We start from the raw sequence: 23,394 nt of genomic DNA, 5'->3' as shown, positions 1-23,394 counted from the left end.
ACCTATATTCATCAATTCACTATTTTGTTATTCTGTCAATGCGTAAGTCCTATATGATTATGTTTGGTATTTCTAGGTTTTCTCTCGCTGAAGCACCCTATACAGGCTTGTATCTTCTTTTTTTTAGTCAAAAATATTACAACAGAATTAATTCACTAAATCTTTTTAGTACACTTAAAACTTGCTGAATTTCATTTGGTTTTTCTATTGATAAAGCATCAGAACGGGCATATTTTGGCTTTTGTGACTGAACTAGCTTGACAAAAACAAACTCTCTACCATTGACAAGCAAACCAAAAGTTGGTCGTTCAGCATTGGGAGTGTCGAGTATGTAAGCAAGTGCTTGAGGTAGTGCAGATATCACATCAAATTTAGTGTTTTTAGATTCAATAGCAAGTATCCAAAGTCTTCTATTGCCGACTAAAACATCAATACTACCTTTCACAATAATAACACTTTCATCTACAGCAGAAATTTCAGTGGAAGTTTCTGTTTTAATCTCGAAATTTGGTTGATAAAAACCAGCTAAATCAAGTAGTGGAGACAACACAACCATCTTCACTACTTCTTCAGACATGGGGCGGCGTTTAGTTAAATTTGAATAATTACTTTTTACTCGTTCTAAAGATGATTTTTCTATATCCGTTAGTAACGGTAAATTTTCTATCCATTCTGGGAAAAAATTACTATTGGTAACTAACTCTAATCCAAAATTTTCCTCTAGTTCGTAAAGACTTATATCCCGCGTTTGGATTGTTTGTACCATAATTAATTAGGGAATAAGGGATACATCCGTATTATATAGCAGGGATTACTTTTGGGCGATCATTAGGGCGTGGGTGCTTGCGCCATTGCCACAGGAGTCAGCTTCTCCGAAATAGTCACGTCTGATAATTCTTGGTAAAGTTGAGCTAGAAATTGCAAATCCCTCTCTAGCCAACGCTAAGAGGGATTTTGAGTATTGGGGATTTGGTATGGGGTTTTTTGAGTGCTACGTTAAATTACTTGCTTTCTCAACTGCTTGCTTTAACTCTTCAAAGGTAATACTACCGTCTTCATCTGAATCATACTGTGCTAGTAAGTCCTGGGGGCTACTGGTATTTGTTTCTGATGAGATGACTGCACTTAAGCCAGGACTTAAAAAAAGCTCATGAATGGAGATTTTGCCGTCTTGATCGCGATCTAAGGTATTAAAAAGAGATTGAAGTTCTTGCTCGGTTGACATAAGTTTCTATCTGAATTAATCTTTCACTTTAATATTTCAAAATTAAATAAACTTATATCTTTAGACATAGAAATAGATATCACTGGGGCTGAGATTAGCGAAATGGTACGAACGGTGTCTTGCCCTGGTTTCACGATTGTTGACCTGCTGCCACCGCACATAAGTTAGCCCGTATTTTCTATCGTCTTTGGACAACAGGTAATGTCTATACTTATTGACATAATACGGACGCCCTGCCCCACTCCCCACTCCCCACTCAGCACTCTAAATTGTCGGCTGACGTAAATGCCAAGCAGTCGATTGCTCATAAGCATAGGCTACTTGTAGTAGTTGGTCTTCTCGCAGGACTTTGCCGATGAGTTGCAAGCCGATGGGTAATCCTTGGTCATCAAAACCACAGGGAACGCTGATTCCTGGTAAACCAGCAAGGTTTACAGGAATAGTCATCAGATCATTCAAATACATACTTAAGGGGTCAGTAGTTTTTTCCCCGGCTTTAAATGCTGTGGTAGGTGCAGTAGGAGTTACCAATATATCAACAGTTTCAAAGGCTCTTTCAAAGTCTTGTTTAATCAGGGTACGGACTTTTTGTGCTTTCAGGTAGTAGGCATCATAATAGCCAGCAGAAAGGGCGTATGTGCCAATCATGATGCGGCGTTTAACTTCTGTACCAAATCCAGTAGCACGGGTAGTTTTGTACATAGACAGGAGATTATCCGCATCCGGCGCACGCCAGCCATATTTCACGCCATCGTATCGGGCTAGGTTGGCTGATGCTTCTGAGGGGGCGATGATGTAATAACTAGGTAAGCCATAACGGAAGTTAGGACAGGAAATTACATGAATTTCTGCGCCTAAACGCTGTAGTTGCTCAATGGCTTTGGTAACAGCTTGTTCGACGACAGCATCTAAACCTTCGCCAAAGGTTTCTTTGATGATGCCAATTCGTAGTTTACCTCTAGCTTTCAGGTCTGGTTTTAAACTAGCTGCGTAATCCGGAATTTCAACTTTCAGGCTAGTGGAATCTTTCGGGTCATAACCTGCGATCGCATTCAATAATATCGCGGTATCTTCTACTGAGCGTCCAAAGGGGCCAATTTGATCCAAAGATGAAGCGTAAGCCACTAAACCATAACGGGAAACCAACCCATAGGTCGGCTTTAGTCCCACCACGCCACAAAAAGACGCAGGTTGGCGAATTGAACCTCCGGTATCAGAACCCAGCGCAACAACGCATTCATCGGCGGCTACGGCTGCGGCTGAACCTCCAGAAGAACCACCAGGAACTCTAGACAAATCCCAAGGGTTCGCTGTGACTTGATAAGCAGAATTTTCGGTGGAACTACCCATTGCAAACTCATCTAAGTTGGTTTTGCCAACAATTACAGCCCCAGCATCAATCAATTTTTGTGACACCGTTGATTCATAAGGCGGCACAAAATTTTCTAAAATCCGTGAGGCGCAAGTAGTGGGAATCCCTTTAGTACACATATTATCTTTTAGACCCAGGGGAATCCCCGCCAGCAGCCCAATTTCTTCGCCAGCAGCAATTTTGGCATCCACAGCACTAGCTTGCTCTAACGCTTTTTGTGCCGTTACGTGTAAGAAACTGTGCAATTTTGGCTCTAAAGCTTGAATACGGTCTAAAGCCTCTTGGGTGATTTCAACGGCAGAACGTTCTTTTTTTACTAGTTGTTCGTGCAGTTCGCGGATGGATGCCATGATTACTCTCTTAGTGACTCAAGTCACTGATTTTAGTACATATTGATGGGGACTGGGAATTTTAGATTTTGCGGAAAGTTCTGTAGGCGGGTTTCCCGCCGTAGGAAACTTTTCAAGACGGATTTTAGATTTTGGATTGAATAATCTAAAATCCACTCATTGAAAAGCTGGGGATTAGGGATTGGGGAAATATCTTATATTAGTATTCTTCCTTGTCTGTCTGCCTAGTCTAAAATTCTTTGTATCACATAGACTTATAGATTCTCTCATCAGGGTTAAAGAATATGGTTAAAATTATTACTCGTAAATATGTAGGTAAAGAAAATGTCTACGATATAGGAGTTGAGCGTGATCACAATTTTGTGATCAAAAATGGGTTAATTGCTTCTAATTGTTTCAATAAATCACACTCAACTGCCTATGCCTATGTTACTTACCAAACAGCATATCTGAAAGCTAATTACCCACTTGAATATATGGCTGCACTGCTGACGGCTAACAGTGGTGACACAGACAAGGTGCAGAAATATATCTCCACCTGTATGAGTATGAATATTCAAATAGAACCACCAGATATTAATCGCTCTGGGGTGGATTTTACACCAGTGGGTGGAAAGATTTTATTTGGGTTTTCGGCTGTGCGGAACGTCGGGCAAAATGCGATCGCGGCGACTCTCGAAGCACGTAACGAGGGAGGCGCGTTTAAATCTCTGGCTGATTTTTGCGATCGCGTGGATCTTCGCACTGTCAACCGCCGGACTTTAGAATCGATGATTTACTGTGGAGCTTTTGACAAAATTGAATCAAATCGTCACCAATTAATTCAAGATTTAGAATTAGTTTACGAATGGGCGCAATCCCGTGCTAGAGATAAGGCATCAGGTCAGGGCAATTTATTTGATTTATTAGGTGGACTCTCTTCTAATCATGATAAAAAAACTAATAATGCCTTTGAAACTGCACCAAAAGCTAAACCCGTAAATGACTATCCGCCCCAGGAAAAATTGCGCCTGGAAAAGGAATTGTTAGGTTTTTACGTCTCTGATCATCCACTGAAAGCCTTAAGGCAAGTGGCATCACTTTTGACACCAATTAATCTATCACAACTTGGTGAACAAAGAGAAGACACAAAACTCTGTGTTGTTGTCATGCTTAACGGTGTGAAAAAAGTGATGACAAAAAAAGGCGATCCAATGGCAATTTTGCAAATAGAAGATTTAACATCTCAAACTGAAGCCGTAGTCTTTCCCAAAACTTATGAACGAATCAGTTTTCTGTTACAAGTTGATGTCAGATTAATTATTTGGGGAAAACTAGACCGCCGTGATGAACAAATTCAATTAATAGTTGAAGATGCAGAACCCGTAGAAACAGTACAAATGGTAATGGTGGAATTAAATCCTCAACAAGCAGCAAATATTGAAGAACTACATCGCTTGAAAACAATTTTACAGGAACAGTCAGGCGATAAAGAAAAGTCAAAAATGCCCGTAATAGGAATTATACAAACTGAACATTCTCGTAAATTAGTCCGCTTAGGGTGGCAATTTTGCGTACAAGATGCACGTATCACCGTTCAAGCTTTACAAAATGCCAGATTCCCAGCACACCTGAGGCCTTTGATTGGTGGGTAAGAAGAAACAGTACCGCTTCGCGGAATCCGCAGGGTGCGGTAGGGGAGAAATACGATGCCGAATGCCCAGTATATTACCGTAGCAGTCATTAGAATTAATACTTTTTTTAGTTAGTTATGCGGATGATGATTTCCTGTAGTAAGTAGTATCTTTTTATGCCATGACAACTTCGGCAAGAGGTAGGGGAAGGAGCTAAAACTTAATGATTGCTAATGATTTAAGTAAGTTTGTGTGTTACTGCAAAAAAATTCAACCCCAAAACCAAGAAGAAATTAAACAATTTTTTGAAGGGGTGATTGTATTTCCCTACGACAAGGAACTACTTTTGCAAGCTTATCTATTTTTGAATATCCGTACTTTGTTTCCTTCTTGCTATGAGTTATTGTTGTTTGAAAAGTCTCCGATCGCAGACTATACAGACTTAGGAAAGTGTGATTTTGTCTATCTCACATTTCAAGGTAATTTGTTTTTAGTTGAGACAAAATTTATCGATACAGAAGCAACAGGAGCAACAGAAAGAAAACGCAGAAATAAGCATAGAAATAAAGTATTTGAGCAAGTAATTACTTTAAAAGGCAGATTTAGCCAATATTGGGATATTCATCCTGAACAGTTGGAATGTGGAGTTTTTACTACAGATTCTGAGGTTGATTGGCGAGGCGATTGTGTTAATGTTGTGACTAAATCTATATCTATAGATAATCTCGAAAAATGGCGAAGAAATTATAAGAGAATTCACTAATATTGGGTGTAGAGGTGTAAGGAGGTAAATTCAATACCCTATGCCCAATCTTAATTGATTATTAACTATTAACAACTGACTTAGCCGATCGCAACACTGCATCAAGTAAACCAGGAAACAGCACTTCTAAATCTTCTCGCCGCAATATGTTGATGTGTTGTGTTCCTTCCTTGCGACTCAATACTACCCCTGACTCGCGCAGAATCTTAAAGTGATTCGACATGGTAGACTTGGCGATCGCAAAATCAAAGTCTCCACAGCACTGCTCACCCTTGGTTGCTAGCAAACGCACCATCTCTAGCCGTACAGGATCGCCTAGCGCATACAACACTCCGGGTAACGTAATATCTTTTCGGTCTGGATGATATAAAAATTTCATAACTTGCATTATCTCTTAAATTGGCTTATATTTTTATTATTCGATAATGTCGAACTACAGAATTAAATCAGGGAGGCAACTATGTCATCCGTCATAAATGTTACAGAAGCCACATTTAAACAAGAGGTACTCGATAGTGAAGTTCCAGTGTTAGTGGATTTTTGGGCCCCTTGGTGTGGCCCTTGTCGGATGGTAGCCCCAGTTGTCGATGAAGTTGCTACCGAATACGTAGGTCAGGTAAAAGTGGTAAAATTAAACACAGATCAAAATCCCACCGTTGCCAGCCATTACGGAATTCGTAGTATTCCTACTCTGATGGTATTTAAAGGAGGGCGACAAGTCGATACAGTTGTAGGAGCTGTTGCTAAAACTAGTTTGACTAAGACCTTAACCGAGCATATTCAGCAAGGGTAATAGGTGACAGGTGACAGGTGACAGGTGACAGGTGACAGGTGACAGATGACAGGTGACAGATGACAGGTGTTTTTTACTCAGCACAGGCTGAACCGCCCCGCTTCTGCTAACACCACTCACCACTCAGCACCGGCTAAACGCCGCGCTACCGCTAACACTACTCAGCACTCACCACTCACCACTCTTTCAAAGCGTAATCCTAATTAAATCAGAGGAGAATCTCATGAGTACAATCACTAAAACTCAACCTCTAGACGTACCCAAGGCTATTGTTCAGCGTCGCTCAATCAAAGCTTTTAAAACAGACCCCATAGCACCAGAACTGCTGAAGCAACTAGTAGAGTTGACCGTAGCTGCACCCAGTAGCTTTAATATGCAAGGCTGGCGGATTGTCTTAGTTCAAGACGAAGCCCAAAAGGCGGCTTTATCAGCTGCATCTTGGAATCAAAAACAAATTATTGAAGCACCAGTGACCTTTGTGTTTGCAGCCGATCCCAATGCTGGGGAAGACGATTTAACCGCAATATATGAAAAGGCCTTGCAAACTGGTGCATGGAATGAAGGTACAGTAAATTATTTTAAAACTGCTATTCCCCAATTCCAGGCAGGTTTGGGAGACAAACGCCGGGAATATGCCATTAAAGACGCTATTATTGCTGCTACTCATTTAGTTTTAGCAGCAGAAAGTTTGGGACTATCTACCTGTTTTATGAATGGTTGGATTGAAGAGAAAGTCAAAGAAGTAATTGGTGCGGCGGACGAGTCTGATTTAGCGATCGCAGTTTTAGTTCCTGTAGGTTATGCCGCCGAACCCCGTCTAGATCCCGGTCGTTTGCCATTATCCTACAACGTCTTTGTAGACAAAATTGATACCCCCTATCAAGGGTGAGTTGTGTAAGCGTTAGCGCGGATTCTCAAAATTGGGGGGAAAATTGCGATCGCTCATTTCGATTGGATACCCCTAAAAGGTAATGTAGCCGAAGCCAAAGAAAAACTGATAGAGGCGCATATTCCCTCTCTAACCAGGAGATATCAGCATGATTGATCTATATTATTGGACAACTCCGAACGGTCACAAAATTACCGTCTTTCTAGAAGAAGTTGGCTTACCTTACAACATCATTCCTGTGAATATTGGTGCTGGAGACCAATTTAAGCCAGAATTTCTGAATATTTCGCCCAATAATCGCATCCCGGCAATTGTTGACCATGAACCAGCCGGAGGGGGTGAGGCGGTTTCTATATTTGAATCAGGTGCTATTTTGTTGTACTTGGCGGAAAAAACCGGGAAATTGATCTCGCCAGATATTAGGGAGCGAGTAGAAGTCTTACAATGGTTATTCTGGCAAATGGGGGGCTTAGGGCCAATGGCCGGACAAAATCACCACTTTAGCCAATATGCACCTGAAAAAATTGAGTATGCTATTAACCGCTATGTTAATGAGACAGCACGTTTGTATGCAGTGCTAGATAAGCGATTAGCAGACAGAAAATTTGTAGCTGGTGACTATTCAATTGCAGATATTGCTGCCTATCCCTGGATAGTACCCTATGAACGCCAAAGCCAAAATCTGGATAATTTCCCCAACTTGAAGCGTTGGTTTGAAGCAATTAAGGCACGTCCAGCAGTGATTCGCGCCTATGAGAAGGCAGAAGCTTTTAAAAATCAAGCATTAGATATCGAAAAGTCGAGGAATGTGTTGTTTAACCAGTCAGCTAATACAGTGAATATGACTGCCAAATAATCATTAACTTGTTGAAGATTCAGAACCCCAGTTTTTCGAGAAGCTGGGGTTCTTGGTTATTACGAATGATTTAGGATTTAAATCTCAGACTTTTCTCTAATACAAATAACTCGGTTATTACGCCATATATTAATGTATCTGCCTAATTTAAACTGAGATTTTATGTATTCCCGACCAAATAAAACATTTAAAAAATCTACTGCTGATTCATCCACAACCAATCCCTTCGCACCACCCCGCATGGTTGTTCAGCCTTTAGTTGAAGCAGCAGCACCAGATTTACAAAGTTCTGACGCACAGGCCAAGCAAGTTGCTAGTAGCTTTCCTGATATCTCCAGGTTTACGTATAAACCTGATCCGTCATCGCCGCCACCAATTCAAATGCAGATCGTGAATCAGCCAGGAGAGCAGAATGAACAAGCGGCAAATCATGTCAACTCCTTCACGGTTTCCCAGACTGGAGGCGAAGTCTTACAAAGAGCTTATGAGTTATGTTCACAAACTGATGTAACACCCAAACAAGACCACAGAGCGAAAGAGGTATATGTCCAAAATATTCAGGGAACACCATTAGGAGCAGCAGCAAACTCACCTACAGCTGCGGGTAATCCATTCGGTTGGACAGAACTGCACGCTGCGGGACATACTTTGGCCAATACTGGTAGCAATAACTCCCACTATAATGCAGTACGTATGCACCTGTGGAACGGTCGCCTAGGAGGTCCAGGTAATGAGTCATGGAACTTAGCACCAGGCCCGGCTAAGGTTAATAGCATGATGTCAGCAGGGCCGGAGACGAGTGCTAAAAATCTGGTCGAAGCAGGTGAATCGATTTGGTTGAAAACTAATGTTTCCTACTTGAACAACTCAACTAATGCCAACGATTTCACATCCGTCGTTCCCAATCGGATAGATATGGCGTGGGGGGTGATGGGTAACACAGCTTCAGGAACTTGGGGTACTGATATCCAATTGCCAGTTGCACCACTCCAGGGACAAGCAGCACAGGAGTACAAAGATTGGCCTCAAAATCAGGCTGCTGACTTAGTAAATAAGCTAAATCAAACAGGTATAACAGATCAGATCCGCGCTCAAGCTTTCGACCTAGTCCAGTATGATGAACTGAAGTGGTCAATTATCCACAATTTCCCACAGATATACCTGGGTATGGAAGAGAAGACCAAGGGCGCGATCATCAAAGCGATGCCTAGTACGGTGCTAGATGACTTTATGAAGAATAGTCTGAAGGTTATCACTAGCGCGGAACTCTTTGTACAGGAGATTATCTTACCGTTGGTAGCAGTATCAGAGAGCATAAAAGCACAAACTCTGTTTTCAACCCTGCTCAATCAAACGGAACAAAGGAAGGGTATCATAGCATACAAATGGGATCTACTCCAACATCTGGGTGCGATCGCCGAGAGCTTTGCCAAGACCGATTGGACAATATTTAACTATCTTCCAAATGCGGCTAAAGCCAACTTACTTAGCCAATTAGAGCAGAATAATCAAATCAATACGTTCCTCAGTAACCTGACCAATAAGCCAAAAAGAAAGGAATTATTTGACCTTTGGGCAAATGAGGCAGGAAAAGGTGGCTCACCACAGCAGAAGTTTGATTTCATCGATAGTAAAACGAATTTGGATGCTCAGTACAAAGATGAGTATGAAAGCACAACAAACCTAGAGGCGAAAGCATTAGAGTATATGCAGGGTCGCTCTAAGCGTTCTAAAAAACCAATATTTAAGCCTAAGAAGGAGGACAAAAATAAAACCTCCGGTGGGGTCAAGAAGAGAACCCCTAAAAAGGTAACAATCAAATCCAAGACAAAATAATCACAGATAGAGTCAGCATAAAATGACAAGCACCTACCTCAATAAGATACAGGAACTGATTCGCTCTTTAGAAGCGATGCCGAATCTAACGGTGTGTAATGCAGAAATTGCCCCACCTGCAACAGATGCAGCTATTGCTACTGCTCGCAATTATGCTGCATATCGACTGCCAGCAGGAGTGGAGGAATTCTATCAACAGATGAACGGCTTGCGTTTGGAATGGGAATATGTGGGCGAAGTACCTGATAACCAAACCCCAGATAGCGGAGCAATTCATTTGCTACCGATAGAACGAATATTTGGTAGTTGGAAGGATGTGACTTGGTTTGATGACTTTGAAGGAGGAGACCGATTTAAGGCGGTGAAACCCTTTGACCTTTTCCAATCAGAAGCTTGTGCGGCATTCTACCAAGAACCGGATGCTGCTCCACAAGATGCAGTCTATTTTCATTACTTTGGTGAGGATCTGTGTGCAACCGGTTATTCTTTTATCGAATATATTGATCGCCTCATTAAATCTCGCGGTTACTTATATTGGCAGTTAAGCCTCTGTGCAGATACCCAGAAGAATTCTGAGGTGCGCCAATTCCGAGAACGAATGCCTATCCTCTTCCCTGACTTTTCTGCTGACGCATTTGTACCACGCACATCACATCAATAGCAATTACTCGTTAGCCTGATTCATCTATCCTATTAAGGATAATATGCTTTTCTGTGGTACTAATTCACCATTAAAAATATTTCTGAATATTGTGTAAATGGTCTGAATATACAGTCTGTTTTAATACTGAATTCTGCTGTATGATTCTACTTTTTGATTGTAATACTTATATCTCTAGTATGGTTCAAAACCTTATGTATCCTTGTTACGGTTGCTAATGAAATTAATTACAACCGCAATCATTATGGCTTCTACACAAACCAGCGATCCAACTATTCGCGAAAATGTCCAAGCGTGGCAGAAATTGGATACAGACGAACAGCTTGCTTTGTTTTGGTTTATTTACACAGAAATGGGAGATGCTGTTACACCAGCCGCCCCTAACGCCAGCACTGTTTCTCCAGAAATTGCCGAGGGCTTATTTAATCAAGTCAAAGACTTAAACCATGAACAACAATTACAGTTACAACGTGACTTGATTAACCGTGTAGATAACCAAGTTAGTCGTCAATATGGCTCATTAAGTGATACCACAAAATTACTATTTTGGTATCGTTTAGCCCAAGGTATGGAAAATACTACTATTGTGCCTATGCCGCCTGAATATGAACTTGGTTCTCAAGCTAAACGATTATTGGATAAAATCAAAACATTGTCATTTGAAAAGCAGATTACTGTTTTCCGTGATTATGTTTCCCCAATGGGTGCTGAACCAAAACCTGGTGCTGAGATTTAAATAAGTGTAGAGATGCGTTAGCGTAATTTCGCTTTTCAATAAATCTGAGTAGTAAATAAACACAGAGTAGAAATCACAATTCTGCCTCTGTGTTTACTAGGTTGCTCTTTGGGTTAGATGCACCCAAAAATCGTAACGCCCTTTGCTTCGTATTTCATAATTTACGTTAATTAATAAAATATTACCTCTGTCTTACGACGGGTTTAAATTTATTAGTTGTTGTCATAACTTCTATCTTTTTATAGTGTTTTAAAACAGGCTATTTTTTTAACTTAAACGAAAGTATAGTTAATCGCTATACACTTGATGACAAAGTAGATTTTATCACTTTATCGAAATAAAACTGCTTGCTCATACACAGTCAAAAAAAACATTTAATTTTGAAAATAAAGAACAATAATTAGAGAGGTTTTCATGACTTCTACAAACGTTAATCCTGTAGAACAAGCTGTAGCTGATTTTAAGCAGTTAGATATAGACGATCGCCTGGTAGTATTTGGTTCATTATTTAGCAATGTTGCTGATACAATCTCCACCAGTGATATAGACAAATTACCAACACAAAAAGCTGCTGAGTTAGTAGCACAAATTCAGCAACTTTCGCCAGAAGAACAACTTTATGCTTTGCGCGATTTGCTACCAGCTTCGAGAAATGATCAAAATGAAACCATGCTAGATCCCCATCCAAGTAAAGCAATGGTTGAACTAGCTCAAGGTGGTACAAAAATTCCGACTGGAGAGTATGGCAAACTCAATGCTGAGGGTAAATTAGCTTTTTGGTATTTTTTAGGACAAAGATTAGGTAGCACCATTATCAACATACCGAGCAACTATACCCCCACAGAGCAAGCTACGGCAGTTTTGAACAATCTACAATCATTAAATACTAATGATTTAGTGTCTTTCTTGAAACAAGTGCTGCAAACCAGAGTCAAAGCATAAAGAATTCAGCGTTGCTGAAGACGGGGGAACGGGTAATTTTGCCTTGTGTCCCCCTTTTTTTCTAGAACCGCAAAGTTTGCGAGAGAAGGTCAGATATTCAAGTAAACTAGCGAACACAAAGAATACAGCGTTTCTCGTCGGTTGAGTGAGGTAAAAGAACCCCACCCCCAACCCCCTAAGAGCAAGCGAGGAGAGGGCTATGAGAGACGTATGCGAAGATGTAACTTTTGAATTACCCCAACCTCAAGAGTAAAGACAAAACAAATCTTAAAAGCTGCTTAGTTAGCCTTGTAACAGTTTACCCTCAATAACAGTAGCTTATTATGGACTGAGGAAACCACAAGGCGTAAGTTTATGACAAGTGTTGTTCAATCTCCCTACACTAGTGAACAGATAACCGCTTGGTTGCGTGGACTGCTAACAATAGCTTGGGCTGACGGTAACTTTGACGAACAAGAACAGCAATCAATTGGCATTATTACCAAAGATGAATTAGCCCCTTGTCTTGATTGGGATTCACTAGAAGTAATTACACCAGAAGAATTAGCTGCTGTTTTAGGTAAAAATACACCAGCTGCGGAAACTTTTTTGCGTACAGCTGTGATGGTAGCGATCGCAGATGGTACATATTCCCCTAGCGAAGATCAAGTCCTACATCAATTTTGCCAAGCCCTAGGCGAACCGGACGACATTTTAGAAGCCCTACGCTATACCCTAGCAGACGAAGAACAAATAAATCCTCTCCTAGCAGCAGCACTCACAGCCCCCTGTCCTGATGTACTCAATCCTGTCCGAGACTGGCTCGATGGGTTAGAAGTCAAAGACCCCAGAGTCGCCCGGTTTTTGTGTAAAATGATTCCTTCCCAATGTCCCTTTGAGCGAGATGTCACCTTATTTGGACGGAAAATAGTCCACATTCCGCCATTGTGTAAAATTAACCCAATATATGAGCAACTCGTAGGTTTACGCTTCCGCGCCCTTTCCTATTTGGCAGATGAATGTCAAGAAGATGTGACACCATATATTTGAGTGCTGAGTAATGAGTAATGAGTAATGAGTAATGAGTGGGGAGTAGGAAGTAATAAAGTTAGGAATTAAAAATCAAGTAATGACGGATAAAGAGCCAATTAAAAACTTATAATTGATAGCTCACAACTCAGCACTCACAACTCAGCACTCAGCACTCATTCAGGATTTAGCAGTAATGCAATTTATCGATCAAGCAAAAATTGAAGTAGAAGCCGGAAAAGGTGGCGATGGTATTGTCGCCTTCCGGCGGGAAAAGTATGTACCGGCTGGTGGCCCTTCTGGTGGGAACGGTGGAAGGGGTGGTTCAGTAATTTTCATCGCAGTGGAAAACCTGCAAACCCTTTTAGATTTCCGATATAACCATATCTTTAAAGCAGACAATGGCGGACGTGGCGGCCCCAACAACTGCACCGGTGCATCAGGGAAAGATTTAATTATCGAAATTCCCTGTGGAACAGCAATTTATGATGCGGAAACAGGTGATTTGATAGGAGATTTAACTAAACCTAACCAAAAGCTAATTATTGCCCAAGGTGGTAAAGGTGGTTTGGGAAATCAATATTTCTTAAGTAACCGTAACCGCGCCCCAGAATACTCCCTCCCAGGACTACCAGGCGAAAGAAAACTGCTACGTTTGGAATTAAAACTTTTGGCAGAAGTAGGAATTATTGGTTTACCCAATGCTGGTAAATCAACTTTGATATCATCTTTATCAGCTGCACGTCCTAAAATTGCCGATTATCCATTTACCACCCTGATACCAAATTTAGGTGTGGTCAGAAAACCTACTGGTGATGGTACAGTCTTTGCTGATATCCCTGGACTAATTGAAGGTGCAGCAGGAGGTGCAGGTTTGGGACATGATTTTTTACGCCACATTGAACGTACACGGTTACTCCTGCATTTAATTGATGCTACTAGTGATGATGTCATCGGAGACTACAACACAATTCAGCAAGAATTAGCAGCCTACGGACGCGGTTTAGAACAAAGAATGCAAATTTTGGCATTAAATAAAATTGATGCCGTGGATAGAGAAACTGTAGATTTAGAAGCACTAGCAACGCAATTAAATCATCTTTCTCACGCTAGAGTTTTCTTGATTTCTGCGGTAACTCGCAATGGTTTAGAGCCAATGTTACAAGAACTTTGGAATGTTCTCGACCAAATTAATGCCGTTGAAGCAGCAGAGGTGTTGATTTAAGTCAAGATAAAATTTGTAGTCAGGGTTTTAGCTATCTCTCTGGTGCTGAAAGTAATGCGGTTGATGAAAAAATCAGGCACATAGCTGAAAAAACCATGAAAGAAGGCTGGCTACTAATTCAAGAAAAGAAAAATTTAGTTCTCGCCAGCCTGATTACCAAAAAGGGTATTATTGTTTACAAAAATCTTGAACAATAGATAGTTTGTCCAGACCAAAAACGAAAGTTAATTCGCAATTGGTGGAGCTAAAGGCGCACGCGGAATCCCACCGCCCCCTATGCTATGAGGCCTATTGTTATCGACAATGTGGAGTGCTTGGAATAGGCGCATAAACTCATCATAAAACTGTCCATCTTTTCCTACCAAGCTGTAGCCATAGTTCTTTTTAAACTCTTCATTTACTCCTTTTTCGACTGCTATGTAGTGACAATCCCAAGCTGAACCATCAACTGTATAAGCACCGTAATCTTGGAGTGCATGAAATAGCTTCTTCGCGGCTGGTGTTTGCAAGTTTAAGCTAGCTTCTGTCACCCAAGATGGTATTGCTAACAAAGAACCCATCACTAAAGAAGGGTTCTTTCCTCCATATGTGCTTGGGGCTGTCTTATCAGCTCGATCTGCTGGCCAGCGATATCCAGGGATAGATCGAGAGTAGTAGTAATATTTTCTACCATGAAGCAGAACCTTTAATACATGGCGAATTGGTTGACTACTGGTTAATTCACCTTTACGAATAGTTCCTCCAATTGCTGAAAGACCAGAACCACCATGTGATCCCCCAATGCCGTCACTATAAATATCAACCGGGGGAGTGTAAGCGTATCCATATACTGCTCCACCTGGAATACAACGTGCCAAAGGGTTTAGTTGTTGTAAAGTTTTACCATCGGGCATCAAAAAGGCGGAGCTGTTGTTGGGTGTAGAAGTTCCTACTGTATCGGGTATGATCAAATTATCTGGGATAGGTAAAACAGAAATAGTAGTCTTGTTAGTTTTGGAGCATCTCACTTCCCAAGAACCAGGACGATAAACAGGACGCAAAGGATCGCTAGCTTTGAGTTTGTAGAGATGAATTGTATCTGCCCCTGCCCAGTAAGCCTTCTCGATATTTGCTCTTTTGTAGCGTGCGCCTGAGCCAATAGGCATATTCCAAATTGATGTGGATGAAAATGGCCAGAGAAATTTATCTCGCGTCAGAGGTTCTCTAGGGGTTACTGCCTGAGTAATGACAAGTGTAGCCACAAGACTGGTTAAGACGACAAAGAAACGTAATCGCCACCTGTGTTTAGTTAAAATTGAAACAAATTTCATGAAAACTAGTCCGTAATCTTTACATAGAGGGAACGAAGTCTGTCATCATACAGTTCCTGTTGATTGCCTGTGAAGAACAAAAACAGGAGATTTCTGTACTTTTATAAAGTATAATTAAGAGGAAAGATACACAAATTGCGGCAGCAAAGGCAGATCAAACTGGTCAGTTTACCGTTGTTGTATGACTATATTTTTATTTGTATCAACAACTACTGAGTTCATTAGCTGTTTACCAGCTTGAGGTTCAGAAAACAAACAAAGTTGTCAATTTTCCAGTAGTAGAAGAGGCAAACAAAGGCGTGGGTCAGTATCAACCTGGTCAGCTAAAACGCTACAATTCAGACACGATCGCTCGTTACTATCGCTACCGCCCTTGGTTAGTTTGGGGGCGGTTACTCAAAATTAGTTGGTCTTTTGCAGTATTTGTTTTCAGTCTCAAATGGGATGAGTGGCAAAATCGGGTCGAACAGAATAGAGAGAAGCGTGCTACTCAGTTGCGAGAGTTACTTACCAAGCTAGGCCCAACATTTATTAAAGTTGGTCAAGCTCTCTCGACACGACCTGACTTAATCCGTAAGGATTTTCTAGACGAACTGATCAAACTGCAAGACCAATTACCACCGTTTGATAATGCGATCGCTTATCACATTATCGAAACTGAATTAGACCGGTCAATCTCAGAAGTTTTTAGTGAACTTTCACCTCATCCAGTGGCTGCGGCTAGCTTGGGTCAAGTCTACAAAGGACGTTTGTTCAGTGGGGAAGAAGTAGCAGTCAAGGTACAACGTCCTAACTTACGCCCAGTTCTCACCCTTGACCTTTATTTAATGCGCTGGGCAGCAGCTTGGCTTTCTCCCTGGTTACCGCTAAATCTTGGTCATGATCTGACTTTGATTGTGGATGAGTTTGGCATCAAGTTATTTGAAGAAATTGATTACCTGAATGAAGGTCGTAACGCCGAAAGATTTGCGAACAACTTCCGCAATGATCCACAAGTAAAAGTCCCCTGCATTTACTGGCGGTTTACCAGTGGCCGTGTCTTAACTTTGGAGTGGATTAACGGCTTCAAGCTTACGGATACTAAAAGAATTCAGGAAGTTGGTTTAGATCCAGAGGCTATTATCCGCATTGGTGTCACTTCTGGCTTACAACAGTTATTAGAATACGGCTTCTTTCACGCTGACCCCCATCCTGGTAATCTGTTTGCGATGCCGGATGGTCGCATGGCTTACATTGATTTTGGCATGATGGATCAGCTAGAGGAAACTACCAAAGAAACTCTTGTTGATGCAGTGGTGCATCTAGTTAATCAAGACTACACCGATTTAGCCGCCGATTTTGTCAATTTGGGTTTTTTGACACCAGACACGAATATTGCCCCGATTGTGCCAGCTTTAGAGGCGGTACTAGGTAACGCCATTGGTAAAAATGTCGGAGATTTTAACTTTAAAACCGTTACCGATCAGTTCTCAGAACTGATGTATGAGTATCCATTTCGCGTCCCTGCCAAATTTGCGCTGATTATTCGTTCTCTGGTGACACAGGAAGGGATTGCTCTGAGCCTGAATCCGGATTTCAAAATTGTTGAGGTGAGTCATCCCTACGTGGCTAGGCGTTTGCTGACTGGAGAATCGCCTGAACTACGGCGGAGATTACTCAATATTTTGTTTAAAGATGGTAAATTTCAGTGGCAACGCTTAGAAAATTTAATTGCGATCGCTCGCACGGATAGTAATTTTGATGTATTACCTACAGCACAGATGGGTTTGCAATATCTGTTGTCTGATGAAGGCAAATTTCTCCGCCGCAAGTTGGTACTAGCACTTACAGAAGATGATCGTCTTCACACAGAAGAAGTGCAACGCCTGTGGTCTCTAGTGAAAGATGATTTACAGCCAAATCGCTTGTTCAATGTAGCGATCGCTTTATTGACAGATTTATCTAGAGAAGGTGTAGCGGCTATCCTACCAAAATCTACAAATCTAGAATTTTTTAGTGATCCCAAATCAACAAATAAAAATTAAAAATCAACAATTTCTGCTGTTTTAATTAGAACCTTCATTTTTTATTATCAATCGGGAGTTTTCATGTACTATTACCCTCTGCAACCACCATATTTTATTCTATTTGTTGGCTTATTTATGTCCGTGACTTCTGGTGTAGCTTTATCTGGCACACTGAGGCTAATTGTCCAAGAATGGAAAATCAATAGTACAGAAAATTCTCCATCAACTTCGGGATTTAAACAACTATTGTCTGTCCCTTTTGTTGGTATCACAGTAGGAGCCTGTTTATTTTTATCTTCAGGGTTAGAAATATTTGGCTTTCCTTCCCTTTTAGCTTTAGGCGTTGGTTTACCGCTTAGTATTTTGACTTGTTTGTTAGTGTGGTTTCAGTTGGGAAGTATGCTGGTTTTTGTAAAACAGAAAGGAATGCAGTCTCTTGATTTAGATTCTTGGCTTTAATTTTAATATAAAAAACTAGCCCACAGATGAATTAATCGTAGTTAGCAAAGTGCAGAACTAAATTCATCTGTCGGCTAAAATTTTGTTAGCTTTTATGACTTGGATGTCGGTAATTTGATAAGTTTAAATTTTCAAACCTTATCTATAAAAGAATTCAAAATCTTTCAAAGCTACTAATCTCGCTTTATTCAAGCGGTAGTGATAGCCTAGCTTTCTTTTCCATAAATCCCAAGAAGTTTGCTTATTAGTGTAAGAGGCATCTAAATGTTTAGTAATATTTCTCACTTCAGCCCAGCCATCCTGAGCCACACTCCAGCCAATTTTAGCGGCGGCTAATCCCATTGCATTACCTGAACCAGCATGAATACCCCGCAATTCTAAATATCTACCAATCTTTGCCCAATATTTTAAATACTCTACTTCTCTACCTTCATCTCTAGCAATAATAAATAAAGACTCTCCAATATAAGGTGAATCTTGCAATTTGATATTTAAATGCGAAGCTACTTTTTGGATGTGCGCTAATCTTTCAGGAGTATATCTAGTAACGTGTTCAACTAGATTCTCACAATGACCTGCTGTAATGCCTGGTTTCCAGGTTAAAGTATCAGGTAAAGAAGATAGTATTGTTGTATCTGCATCAATATATATTGCTGCATTAAATCTTGACAAAGCTAATTCCATAACCAAGCTTTTATCATGATAACAATGCAGAATTCCGCGTTGGTTATGCCTAAAGGCTAAAACGTTGGGACTATTGTTAAAATCTGCGGGCTTATCTGTTAAAACTACAAAAGATTTTCCTGGAGAATATTTTGCTAAATCACTAGCTAATTGTTGAGTTAGTAGACGATATTTTTTTCTTAAAGCTAATGTGCAGAAGCAGTAATTGTGTTGTTCGGAATTCATAATTTTTCCTTATGTATCCCCATTGGGAAATATAATTACTAGTGTTTTTACGGATTTCACCGTCAACCTTACAGATTAGATTACAATATATTTGTGCTTCCCACTCACTTAAGAGACTAAAATCACTGTATTTTTACGGATAATACTATTAATCTTAATAATTAAATTATCAAGCATTAAATGCTAGAGTAATTTTAAATATAAATTTAAATTTAAAGAACCCTCTGAAGTTTCACAACTTGTTGTGAGACTCCAGAGGGTAAAGTTAATATTGCTTGCAGGAGAACAGTAACAGTTTAATTTTTAAGTTGCCGTAACTGCTGTTTAATATTATTTAGTGTCTTTTCCCACTGACTTGGTTTGACAGGTGCAGGTATATCAGATGCAGATAATGCAGAATTAAGATTACGGTAGTATTCCCAAATGTTCCAGTAGGGACAACCTGGTTGAATGCGAATACCTGCCCAATGGAGATATTGCAGGGGTTGATTTACACTAGGATCAAATAAAATGTGGTCTTGAGTTTTAAATTGCGGTGAACCAGCCCAGTTACCCGGAGCTTTACCCGGTCTACGAACAATATTAAATCGGCGGGGAATCCGCTTGAGCAGCATATAGTTGATAATTGGTTGGTCAGAAGTCTTTTCAGAGAAGTCAAAATACTCTGGATGAGCAGCACACTCAGCAAAGGTTGCAAATAAATCCTCATCCGAGATTAAGTTTTTCTTTGAACCCCAAAAACCACCGTTAAAAATATCTTTAACTTCTGTTTCATTAAAGATATTATCTGCAAATACTTTTGATGTAAAAACGTTTTTGATGCCGCCTAAATGTTGATAATCACAACAAATAAAGTCAGAGTCAGCGAGATAATTGAGATTATCAATAATTTTTTCAAAAACAACAATATCGGTATCAATATACAAGAATTCCTCAAAGGGTCCGAACCAACAAGCCTGCTTACGGAATTGGTTGGGACGGGCAAAAAATTGATTTCCAAAAATTTCGTGTAAATTATGAGCAAGACGCTCTATAAAATCTAAGTCTTCATAGAGTTGCACTCCATAATTTTTGTTGAGTAATTCCGCTATTTGATGATAATTGTCATCATAGGGTATCATCACAATTGGGGTGTCTTGGTCATGCAATCGAATACTATTGAGTAGAGCGATCGCATGATCGATGACTTTGTCATTAGCAATAATATAAATGCCACGGCTCATTGTATCAACCTCAAAGAGTTAATCCTAATTTTCGTAAAATTTTTGTCCCCAAACTTGGGAACTTATTATCAACTTTGGGCTTAGTTGTAAGTTTTGGTTGCTGGTCTGGCTCATGAAGATAGCGATAGTGTAAAAAAGTATCGCGGTAGGGAAAATCAATATTTTCTCCTTCGGAAACTTGCTTAAAGAACCGAGATTTTAGTCCGATATAATGAATATAAGTTAACTGCTTACCGTGGTCGTACAGGATATTATCTTGTGTTGTAAAATGATTAGAAGTTACACAACAGCCTGTCCTTTCATGGCTAGGCAGTTGGTGAGCTAAGTTACAGTAAGAGATTCCTAACCGCATCACCATATAGTTGAGAACTGTTTGATCCGGGGCCATAGCATACAATATTTCTGCTTCTCCTTGGCGGAGTTTTTCTAAAACAATTTCTTGATTTTGGGGTGTAAATATACCTTTTTTAGAAGCATAAAATCCAGAGCAAAATATTTCTGTTTGCAGTTGTTCTGGGGTGAATAATTCTGTTAATTTTGGGGAAGATTCATCATAAACATGAGATAAATCTTTATACTGGAAGTCATATACTACCCAGTCGTGATCATCTAGCTGGGCAAAAATTTTATCTAGGGGACTCATTAATAATGTGTCTGCATCCATGTAGACAAATCGCTCAAAAGGCCCATCAAAAGCGCAATAACGACGATGAGTACCGACTCGATGATATTTATCACCACTAACTTTTAGCCAATTAGCTTGAGCAGTGGGGTGAGTATCCCAAACACGACGCACAAATTCATCCCATTGTTGAATTGAATTTTGATCATCATATAGTTGCACCTGTGGACGGCGAGCTATTTCAGCAGCGATTTGCTCTGTATGATCATCGTAAGGATAGACACAAACCGGCATGGATTGACCATAAATTGCCTCAATACTATTGAGTAGGGCAATTAGTTGGTCATAAACTTTATCATTAGCTAGGGTACAAATACCATCCATAGGGTAACTCCTTTACTATGAGGATTTAGCAACAAATTCTGACAACCAATTGAGTAAATTTAGTTTGTGTAAGATAATTTGTCTAGCTTCCGCGATCGCATCCTTAGCTGCATACCAAGCATCAGGAGTAGAAGTCACTTCTTGGATGTAGGCAATACCTTTTTCATCTAAACTAGGCAATCGTAAAAAACTACCCGGTGGTAATAATTTATCAGCAGCCGATCCTCCATAGTAAATTGGTAAGCACCAAGCCAGTAAAGCATCCCATAATTTCTCACTCACATACCAACTGTTATCAGCATAGTTTTCAATTGCTAAATTGTAATAATATGGGGCTATGCCATGCCATTTACCGCCCAGTTCACCGGACGATTTTGACCATGCAGGTAAATTACGCCCATATAAATCAAACTTAATTTCATTATTTTGTAGTGATTCTAAAAACTGTAATCGTTGACGATGATTAGCTGTACGGTTGATACCAGAGGTAATCCAACTACAAGGCGCAACTTTTTCGGGTATTGGCATCTCATTTAATTCCCGAAACGAGTTGCCAATATACCAAATTGCAGGCATATAGTCAGGGAAAGGAGCAAAATCATCAGGGCCAGAAATATAACCGCAGTAATTTTCTGCTGCTTGATAATAGCGTTTATTTTTTTCGACAACCTCATCTAAAGGTGGTTCGCGCAAAAGATATATTACTCGTTCTTTTGGCACACCTCGCAGGCGCGAACCAACGTCGATTTCTGGTTTTTGTGATTTTCGCCGTAACTTATCTAGCCAAGATTGAGGCTGATTTTTTTTGGGAAAATCGAATTGATACATCAGCATAAAATCTGGGTTTGGTGCTGATGCTTGTATTTTAATATTGCCCCAAATGCCAAAGTGATTGGGAGTTTGTTGCCATAGCCAATCTCCTCTTTTATCAATATTGCTATAGCTGCTAATCATCCCGACAGTTTTTATATCCATTTGCATCTATAATTTATTGTTTAATTTGCGCCCTATCCTATAATTGGAGGACGTAAAGGCTCATCAACATAACTGAGTATCTTATCAGCTCGATTTTCCCAAGAGAACTGTTTAGCTAATTCAATATTATTTACATAGCCTTCTATTTTTCTAGGGTAAATTTCTAAAGCTTGTTCTATGGATTTGGCAAGCTTTTTGGGATGATCAGGTTCACACCATACAGCAGATAAAGGCAAATCCTTAAATAACATTAAAGGTGGTATCTCCGTAATTACTATAGGAGTGCCTGAAGCCATGTACTGAAAAAATTTCACAGGATTTGTGAAATTAGCAGACTTACCAGAACAGTGAGGGTGAGCTAAAATATCCGCAGCTTGAAATAAACTTACTAATCGCTGGCGAGGTAGTATCCAGCCTAAAAATTTCACATTATCTATTTGTTTTTCTCTTGCTAGCTGTTGATAAGCTGTGACTTGTTCTTCTTTACCACCTGTGATCACAAACTGAATGTGTGGCAATTCCTTCGCAGCATCAATTAACACATTAATTCCTTTAAAAGGATATAAAGCACCTGAATAAACTACAAGATATTGCCGTCCGTTTCCTAATAGCTCTTTGCGCCATTCTTGGGCTTTTTCTGGTTGCCTGAGTAAAAATGATTGTTCAAAACCGTTATGTAACCAAACAACTTTGTCTGGTGGCATACCCTGTTCAATTAAGCTTTGTCTAATTGGTTCTGACTGGGTGATAGCAATTTGAAAAAACGGGCTATTAACAATTTCTGGAGCAAATTTTTCTTCTTGAAAATAGTGACGCTCATAGATTGTGGGAATGTGATTTTTTACTGCGGCTTTGACAAAGTTCCAATCTCTAGTATGGACAAGTTTAGTATGAAGTGACAGATGAATTGGTAAATAGTAACGTGTTAATACTGTATTAGCAGTAGTTAACTTACCACCAATGCAATCAATCGGCCATGGCATTGGTAAAGTAGCAATTTTTAACTTATCTTGTACGTCGTAAAATTCTATAAACTTTTGATCGGGTTGTCTGAGATGAAAGGGAGAAAATAACCCTAAAGGATTCCCAGAACTACGTTGAGAATCTGGATATACTAAAACTGAAGAATAGCCAATATTAGCTGCGGCATTAGCGCAAAGAACATCATGTATTTCGTGGGCTGTATCTGGTTTTAAGGATATTGTTCTACTAAAAAAAATATATTTATTTTTCATGT

General features: G+C 40.0%; 24 protein-coding genes. 14 read left to right on the top strand and 10 right to left on the bottom strand.

What is annotated here, in order from left to right; all coding sequences use genetic code 11:
- Positions 1-136: 136 nt before the first annotated feature.
- From ACM0OR_RS21780 to gatA, 3 genes are all read right to left on the bottom strand, one after another.
- A complete protein-coding gene (locus ACM0OR_RS21780; protein ID WP_414578711.1) occupies positions 137-766 on the bottom strand; it encodes a type I restriction endonuclease subunit R in 630 nt (209 codons plus the stop codon).
- Positions 767-991: 225 nt separating this feature from the next.
- Positions 992-1,225, bottom strand: coding sequence for an EF-hand domain-containing protein (locus ACM0OR_RS21775; protein WP_414578710.1), 234 nt, complete (start codon positions 1,223-1,225; stop codon positions 992-994).
- A 264-nt stretch (positions 1,226-1,489) separates the two neighbouring features.
- Positions 1,490-2,947: an Asp-tRNA(Asn)/Glu-tRNA(Gln) amidotransferase subunit GatA gene (gene gatA, locus ACM0OR_RS21770; protein ID WP_414578709.1), complete on the bottom strand. Its 1,458-nt coding sequence runs from the start codon at positions 2,945-2,947 to the stop codon at positions 1,490-1,492.
- 284 nt (positions 2,948-3,231) lie between these two features.
- Between gatA and ACM0OR_RS21765 the strand changes: the two genes are divergently transcribed.
- Positions 3,232-4,581 (top strand): OB-fold nucleic acid binding domain-containing protein, encoded by a 1,350-nt coding sequence (locus tag ACM0OR_RS21765; protein WP_190704796.1) that lies wholly within the window; start codon positions 3,232-3,234, stop codon positions 4,579-4,581.
- 202 nt (positions 4,582-4,783) lie between these two features.
- Positions 4,784-5,323, top strand: coding sequence for a hypothetical protein (locus ACM0OR_RS21760; RefSeq protein ID WP_323265744.1), 540 nt, complete (start codon positions 4,784-4,786; stop codon positions 5,321-5,323).
- A gap of 61 nt (positions 5,324-5,384) precedes the next feature.
- Here the strand turns inward: ACM0OR_RS21760 and ACM0OR_RS21755 are convergent, their stop codons facing one another.
- Positions 5,385-5,702, bottom strand: a complete 318-nt coding sequence (locus tag ACM0OR_RS21755; RefSeq protein WP_190704776.1) for an ArsR/SmtB family transcription factor — start codon at positions 5,700-5,702, stop codon at positions 5,385-5,387.
- 81 nt (positions 5,703-5,783) lie between these two features.
- Here ACM0OR_RS21755 and trxA point away from each other — a divergent pair, with 81 nt between their 5' ends.
- The 10 genes from trxA (at position 5,784) to obgE (ending at position 14,269) form a co-directional block, all read left to right on the top strand.
- Positions 5,784-6,116, top strand: coding sequence for a thioredoxin (gene trxA / locus ACM0OR_RS21750; RefSeq protein ID WP_323265745.1), 333 nt, complete (start codon positions 5,784-5,786; stop codon positions 6,114-6,116).
- Between the two features lie 66 nt (positions 6,117-6,182).
- A complete protein-coding gene (locus ACM0OR_RS21745) occupies positions 6,183-6,323 on the top strand; it encodes a hypothetical protein (RefSeq protein ID WP_414578708.1) in 141 nt (46 codons plus the stop codon).
- 16 nt (positions 6,324-6,339) lie between these two features.
- Positions 6,340-7,005 (top strand): nitroreductase family protein, encoded by a 666-nt coding sequence (locus ACM0OR_RS21740; protein WP_414578707.1) that lies wholly within the window; start codon positions 6,340-6,342, stop codon positions 7,003-7,005.
- A 148-nt stretch (positions 7,006-7,153) separates the two neighbouring features.
- Positions 7,154-7,861, top strand: coding sequence for a glutathione binding-like protein (locus ACM0OR_RS21735; RefSeq protein ID WP_414578706.1), 708 nt, complete (start codon positions 7,154-7,156; stop codon positions 7,859-7,861).
- 162 nt (positions 7,862-8,023) lie between these two features.
- The gene (locus ACM0OR_RS21730) at positions 8,024-9,697 is read left to right on the top strand and encodes a hypothetical protein (protein ID WP_414578705.1); all 1,674 of its coding nucleotides are present in this window, start codon (positions 8,024-8,026) and stop codon (positions 9,695-9,697) included.
- A gap of 22 nt (positions 9,698-9,719) precedes the next feature.
- Complete coding sequence (locus ACM0OR_RS21725; protein ID WP_414578704.1) at positions 9,720-10,358, top strand: hypothetical protein; 639 nt, start codon at positions 9,720-9,722, stop codon at positions 10,356-10,358.
- A gap of 244 nt (positions 10,359-10,602) precedes the next feature.
- Positions 10,603-11,094: an orange carotenoid protein N-terminal domain-containing protein gene (locus tag ACM0OR_RS21720; RefSeq protein WP_414578713.1), complete on the top strand. Its 492-nt coding sequence runs from the start codon at positions 10,603-10,605 to the stop codon at positions 11,092-11,094.
- A 414-nt stretch (positions 11,095-11,508) separates the two neighbouring features.
- The gene (locus tag ACM0OR_RS21715) at positions 11,509-12,036 is read left to right on the top strand and encodes an orange carotenoid protein N-terminal domain-containing protein (RefSeq protein ID WP_323265751.1); all 528 of its coding nucleotides are present in this window, start codon (positions 11,509-11,511) and stop codon (positions 12,034-12,036) included.
- A gap of 354 nt (positions 12,037-12,390) precedes the next feature.
- The gene (locus ACM0OR_RS21710; RefSeq protein ID WP_414578703.1) at positions 12,391-13,065 is read left to right on the top strand and encodes a Mo-dependent nitrogenase C-terminal domain-containing protein; all 675 of its coding nucleotides are present in this window, start codon (positions 12,391-12,393) and stop codon (positions 13,063-13,065) included.
- Positions 13,066-13,240: 175 nt separating this feature from the next.
- Entirely contained in the window at positions 13,241-14,269 is a 1,029-nt protein-coding gene (obgE, locus tag ACM0OR_RS21705; RefSeq protein WP_414578702.1) for a GTPase ObgE, read from the top strand.
- Positions 14,270-14,493: 224 nt separating this feature from the next.
- Here obgE and ACM0OR_RS21700 read toward each other — a convergent pair whose 3' ends face one another.
- Positions 14,494-15,579: a hypothetical protein gene (locus ACM0OR_RS21700; protein ID WP_414578701.1), complete on the bottom strand. Its 1,086-nt coding sequence runs from the start codon at positions 15,577-15,579 to the stop codon at positions 14,494-14,496.
- 299 nt (positions 15,580-15,878) lie between these two features.
- On the opposite strand from ACM0OR_RS21700, the gene ACM0OR_RS21695 reads away from it, so the two are divergent.
- On the top strand, positions 15,879-17,603 hold the full coding sequence (locus ACM0OR_RS21695; protein ID WP_414578712.1) for an ABC1 kinase family protein: 1,725 nt from the start codon (positions 15,879-15,881) through the stop codon (positions 17,601-17,603).
- 63 nt (positions 17,604-17,666) lie between these two features.
- Positions 17,667-18,044 (top strand): hypothetical protein, encoded by a 378-nt coding sequence (locus ACM0OR_RS21690; RefSeq protein ID WP_414578700.1) that lies wholly within the window; start codon positions 17,667-17,669, stop codon positions 18,042-18,044.
- Between the two features lie 138 nt (positions 18,045-18,182).
- On the opposite strand, the gene ACM0OR_RS21685 is transcribed toward ACM0OR_RS21690, so the two are convergent.
- The 5 genes from ACM0OR_RS21685 to ACM0OR_RS21665 all read right to left on the bottom strand — a co-directional run bounded on the left by ACM0OR_RS21685 (position 18,183) and on the right by ACM0OR_RS21665 (position 23,392).
- Positions 18,183-18,953, bottom strand: coding sequence for a hypothetical protein (locus ACM0OR_RS21685; RefSeq protein WP_414578699.1), 771 nt, complete (start codon positions 18,951-18,953; stop codon positions 18,183-18,185).
- 296 nt (positions 18,954-19,249) lie between these two features.
- Positions 19,250-20,176 (bottom strand): Npun_R2821/Npun_R2822 family protein, encoded by a 927-nt coding sequence (locus ACM0OR_RS21680; RefSeq protein ID WP_414578698.1) that lies wholly within the window; start codon positions 20,174-20,176, stop codon positions 19,250-19,252.
- Positions 20,177-20,186: 10 nt separating this feature from the next.
- Positions 20,187-21,182 carry an Npun_R2821/Npun_R2822 family protein gene (locus ACM0OR_RS21675; protein WP_414578697.1) on the bottom strand — a complete coding sequence of 332 codons (996 nt, stop codon included), beginning with the start codon at positions 21,180-21,182 and terminating at the stop codon, positions 20,187-20,189.
- Between the two features lie 15 nt (positions 21,183-21,197).
- Positions 21,198-22,157 carry a glycosyltransferase family 10 domain-containing protein gene (locus ACM0OR_RS21670; RefSeq protein WP_414578696.1) on the bottom strand — a complete coding sequence of 320 codons (960 nt, stop codon included), beginning with the start codon at positions 22,155-22,157 and terminating at the stop codon, positions 21,198-21,200.
- A 32-nt stretch (positions 22,158-22,189) separates the two neighbouring features.
- A complete protein-coding gene (locus ACM0OR_RS21665; RefSeq protein ID WP_414578695.1) occupies positions 22,190-23,392 on the bottom strand; it encodes a glycosyltransferase in 1,203 nt (400 codons plus the stop codon).
- Between the last annotated feature and the right edge of the window lie 2 nt (positions 23,393-23,394).

Source organism: Anabaena sp. CCY 9402-a (assembly GCF_963920945.1).
In the GTDB taxonomy this organism is placed as follows: domain Bacteria; phylum Cyanobacteriota; class Cyanobacteriia; order Cyanobacteriales; family Nostocaceae; genus Trichormus; species Trichormus minutissimus.
Note: the sequence above shows the minus strand (reverse complement) of the source record. Positions and strands in the feature narration are given on the sequence as shown.

Coding starts and splice junctions, on each gene's coding strand:
- ACM0OR_RS21780 (WP_414578711.1), bottom strand. CDS start 766: ATGGTACAAACAATCCAAACGCGGGATATAAGTCTTTACGAACTAGAG.
- ACM0OR_RS21775 (WP_414578710.1), bottom strand. CDS start 1,225: ATGTCAACCGAGCAAGAACTTCAATCTCTTTTTAATACCTTAGATCGC.
- gatA (WP_414578709.1), bottom strand. CDS start 2,947: ATGGCATCCATCCGCGAACTGCACGAACAACTAGTAAAAAAAGAACGT.
- ACM0OR_RS21765 (WP_190704796.1), top strand. CDS start 3,232: ATGGTTAAAATTATTACTCGTAAATATGTAGGTAAAGAAAATGTCTAC.
- ACM0OR_RS21760 (WP_323265744.1), top strand. CDS start 4,784: ATGATTGCTAATGATTTAAGTAAGTTTGTGTGTTACTGCAAAAAAATT.
- ACM0OR_RS21755 (WP_190704776.1), bottom strand. CDS start 5,702: ATGAAATTTTTATATCATCCAGACCGAAAAGATATTACGTTACCCGGA.
- trxA (WP_323265745.1), top strand. CDS start 5,784: ATGTCATCCGTCATAAATGTTACAGAAGCCACATTTAAACAAGAGGTA.
- ACM0OR_RS21740 (WP_414578707.1), top strand. CDS start 6,340: ATGAGTACAATCACTAAAACTCAACCTCTAGACGTACCCAAGGCTATT.
- ACM0OR_RS21735 (WP_414578706.1), top strand. CDS start 7,154: ATGATTGATCTATATTATTGGACAACTCCGAACGGTCACAAAATTACC.
- ACM0OR_RS21730 (WP_414578705.1), top strand. CDS start 8,024: ATGTATTCCCGACCAAATAAAACATTTAAAAAATCTACTGCTGATTCA.
- ACM0OR_RS21725 (WP_414578704.1), top strand. CDS start 9,720: ATGACAAGCACCTACCTCAATAAGATACAGGAACTGATTCGCTCTTTA.
- ACM0OR_RS21720 (WP_414578713.1), top strand. CDS start 10,603: ATGGCTTCTACACAAACCAGCGATCCAACTATTCGCGAAAATGTCCAA.
- ACM0OR_RS21715 (WP_323265751.1), top strand. CDS start 11,509: ATGACTTCTACAAACGTTAATCCTGTAGAACAAGCTGTAGCTGATTTT.
- ACM0OR_RS21710 (WP_414578703.1), top strand. CDS start 12,391: ATGACAAGTGTTGTTCAATCTCCCTACACTAGTGAACAGATAACCGCT.
- obgE (WP_414578702.1), top strand. CDS start 13,241: ATGCAATTTATCGATCAAGCAAAAATTGAAGTAGAAGCCGGAAAAGGT.
- ACM0OR_RS21700 (WP_414578701.1), bottom strand. CDS start 15,579: ATGAAATTTGTTTCAATTTTAACTAAACACAGGTGGCGATTACGTTTC.
- ACM0OR_RS21690 (WP_414578700.1), top strand. CDS start 17,667: ATGTACTATTACCCTCTGCAACCACCATATTTTATTCTATTTGTTGGC.
- ACM0OR_RS21685 (WP_414578699.1), bottom strand. CDS start 18,953: ATGAATTCCGAACAACACAATTACTGCTTCTGCACATTAGCTTTAAGA.
- ACM0OR_RS21680 (WP_414578698.1), bottom strand. CDS start 20,176: ATGAGCCGTGGCATTTATATTATTGCTAATGACAAAGTCATCGATCAT.
- ACM0OR_RS21675 (WP_414578697.1), bottom strand. CDS start 21,182: ATGGATGGTATTTGTACCCTAGCTAATGATAAAGTTTATGACCAACTA.
- ACM0OR_RS21670 (WP_414578696.1), bottom strand. CDS start 22,157: ATGGATATAAAAACTGTCGGGATGATTAGCAGCTATAGCAATATTGAT.
- ACM0OR_RS21665 (WP_414578695.1), bottom strand. CDS start 23,392: ATGAAAAATAAATATATTTTTTTTAGTAGAACAATATCCTTAAAACCA.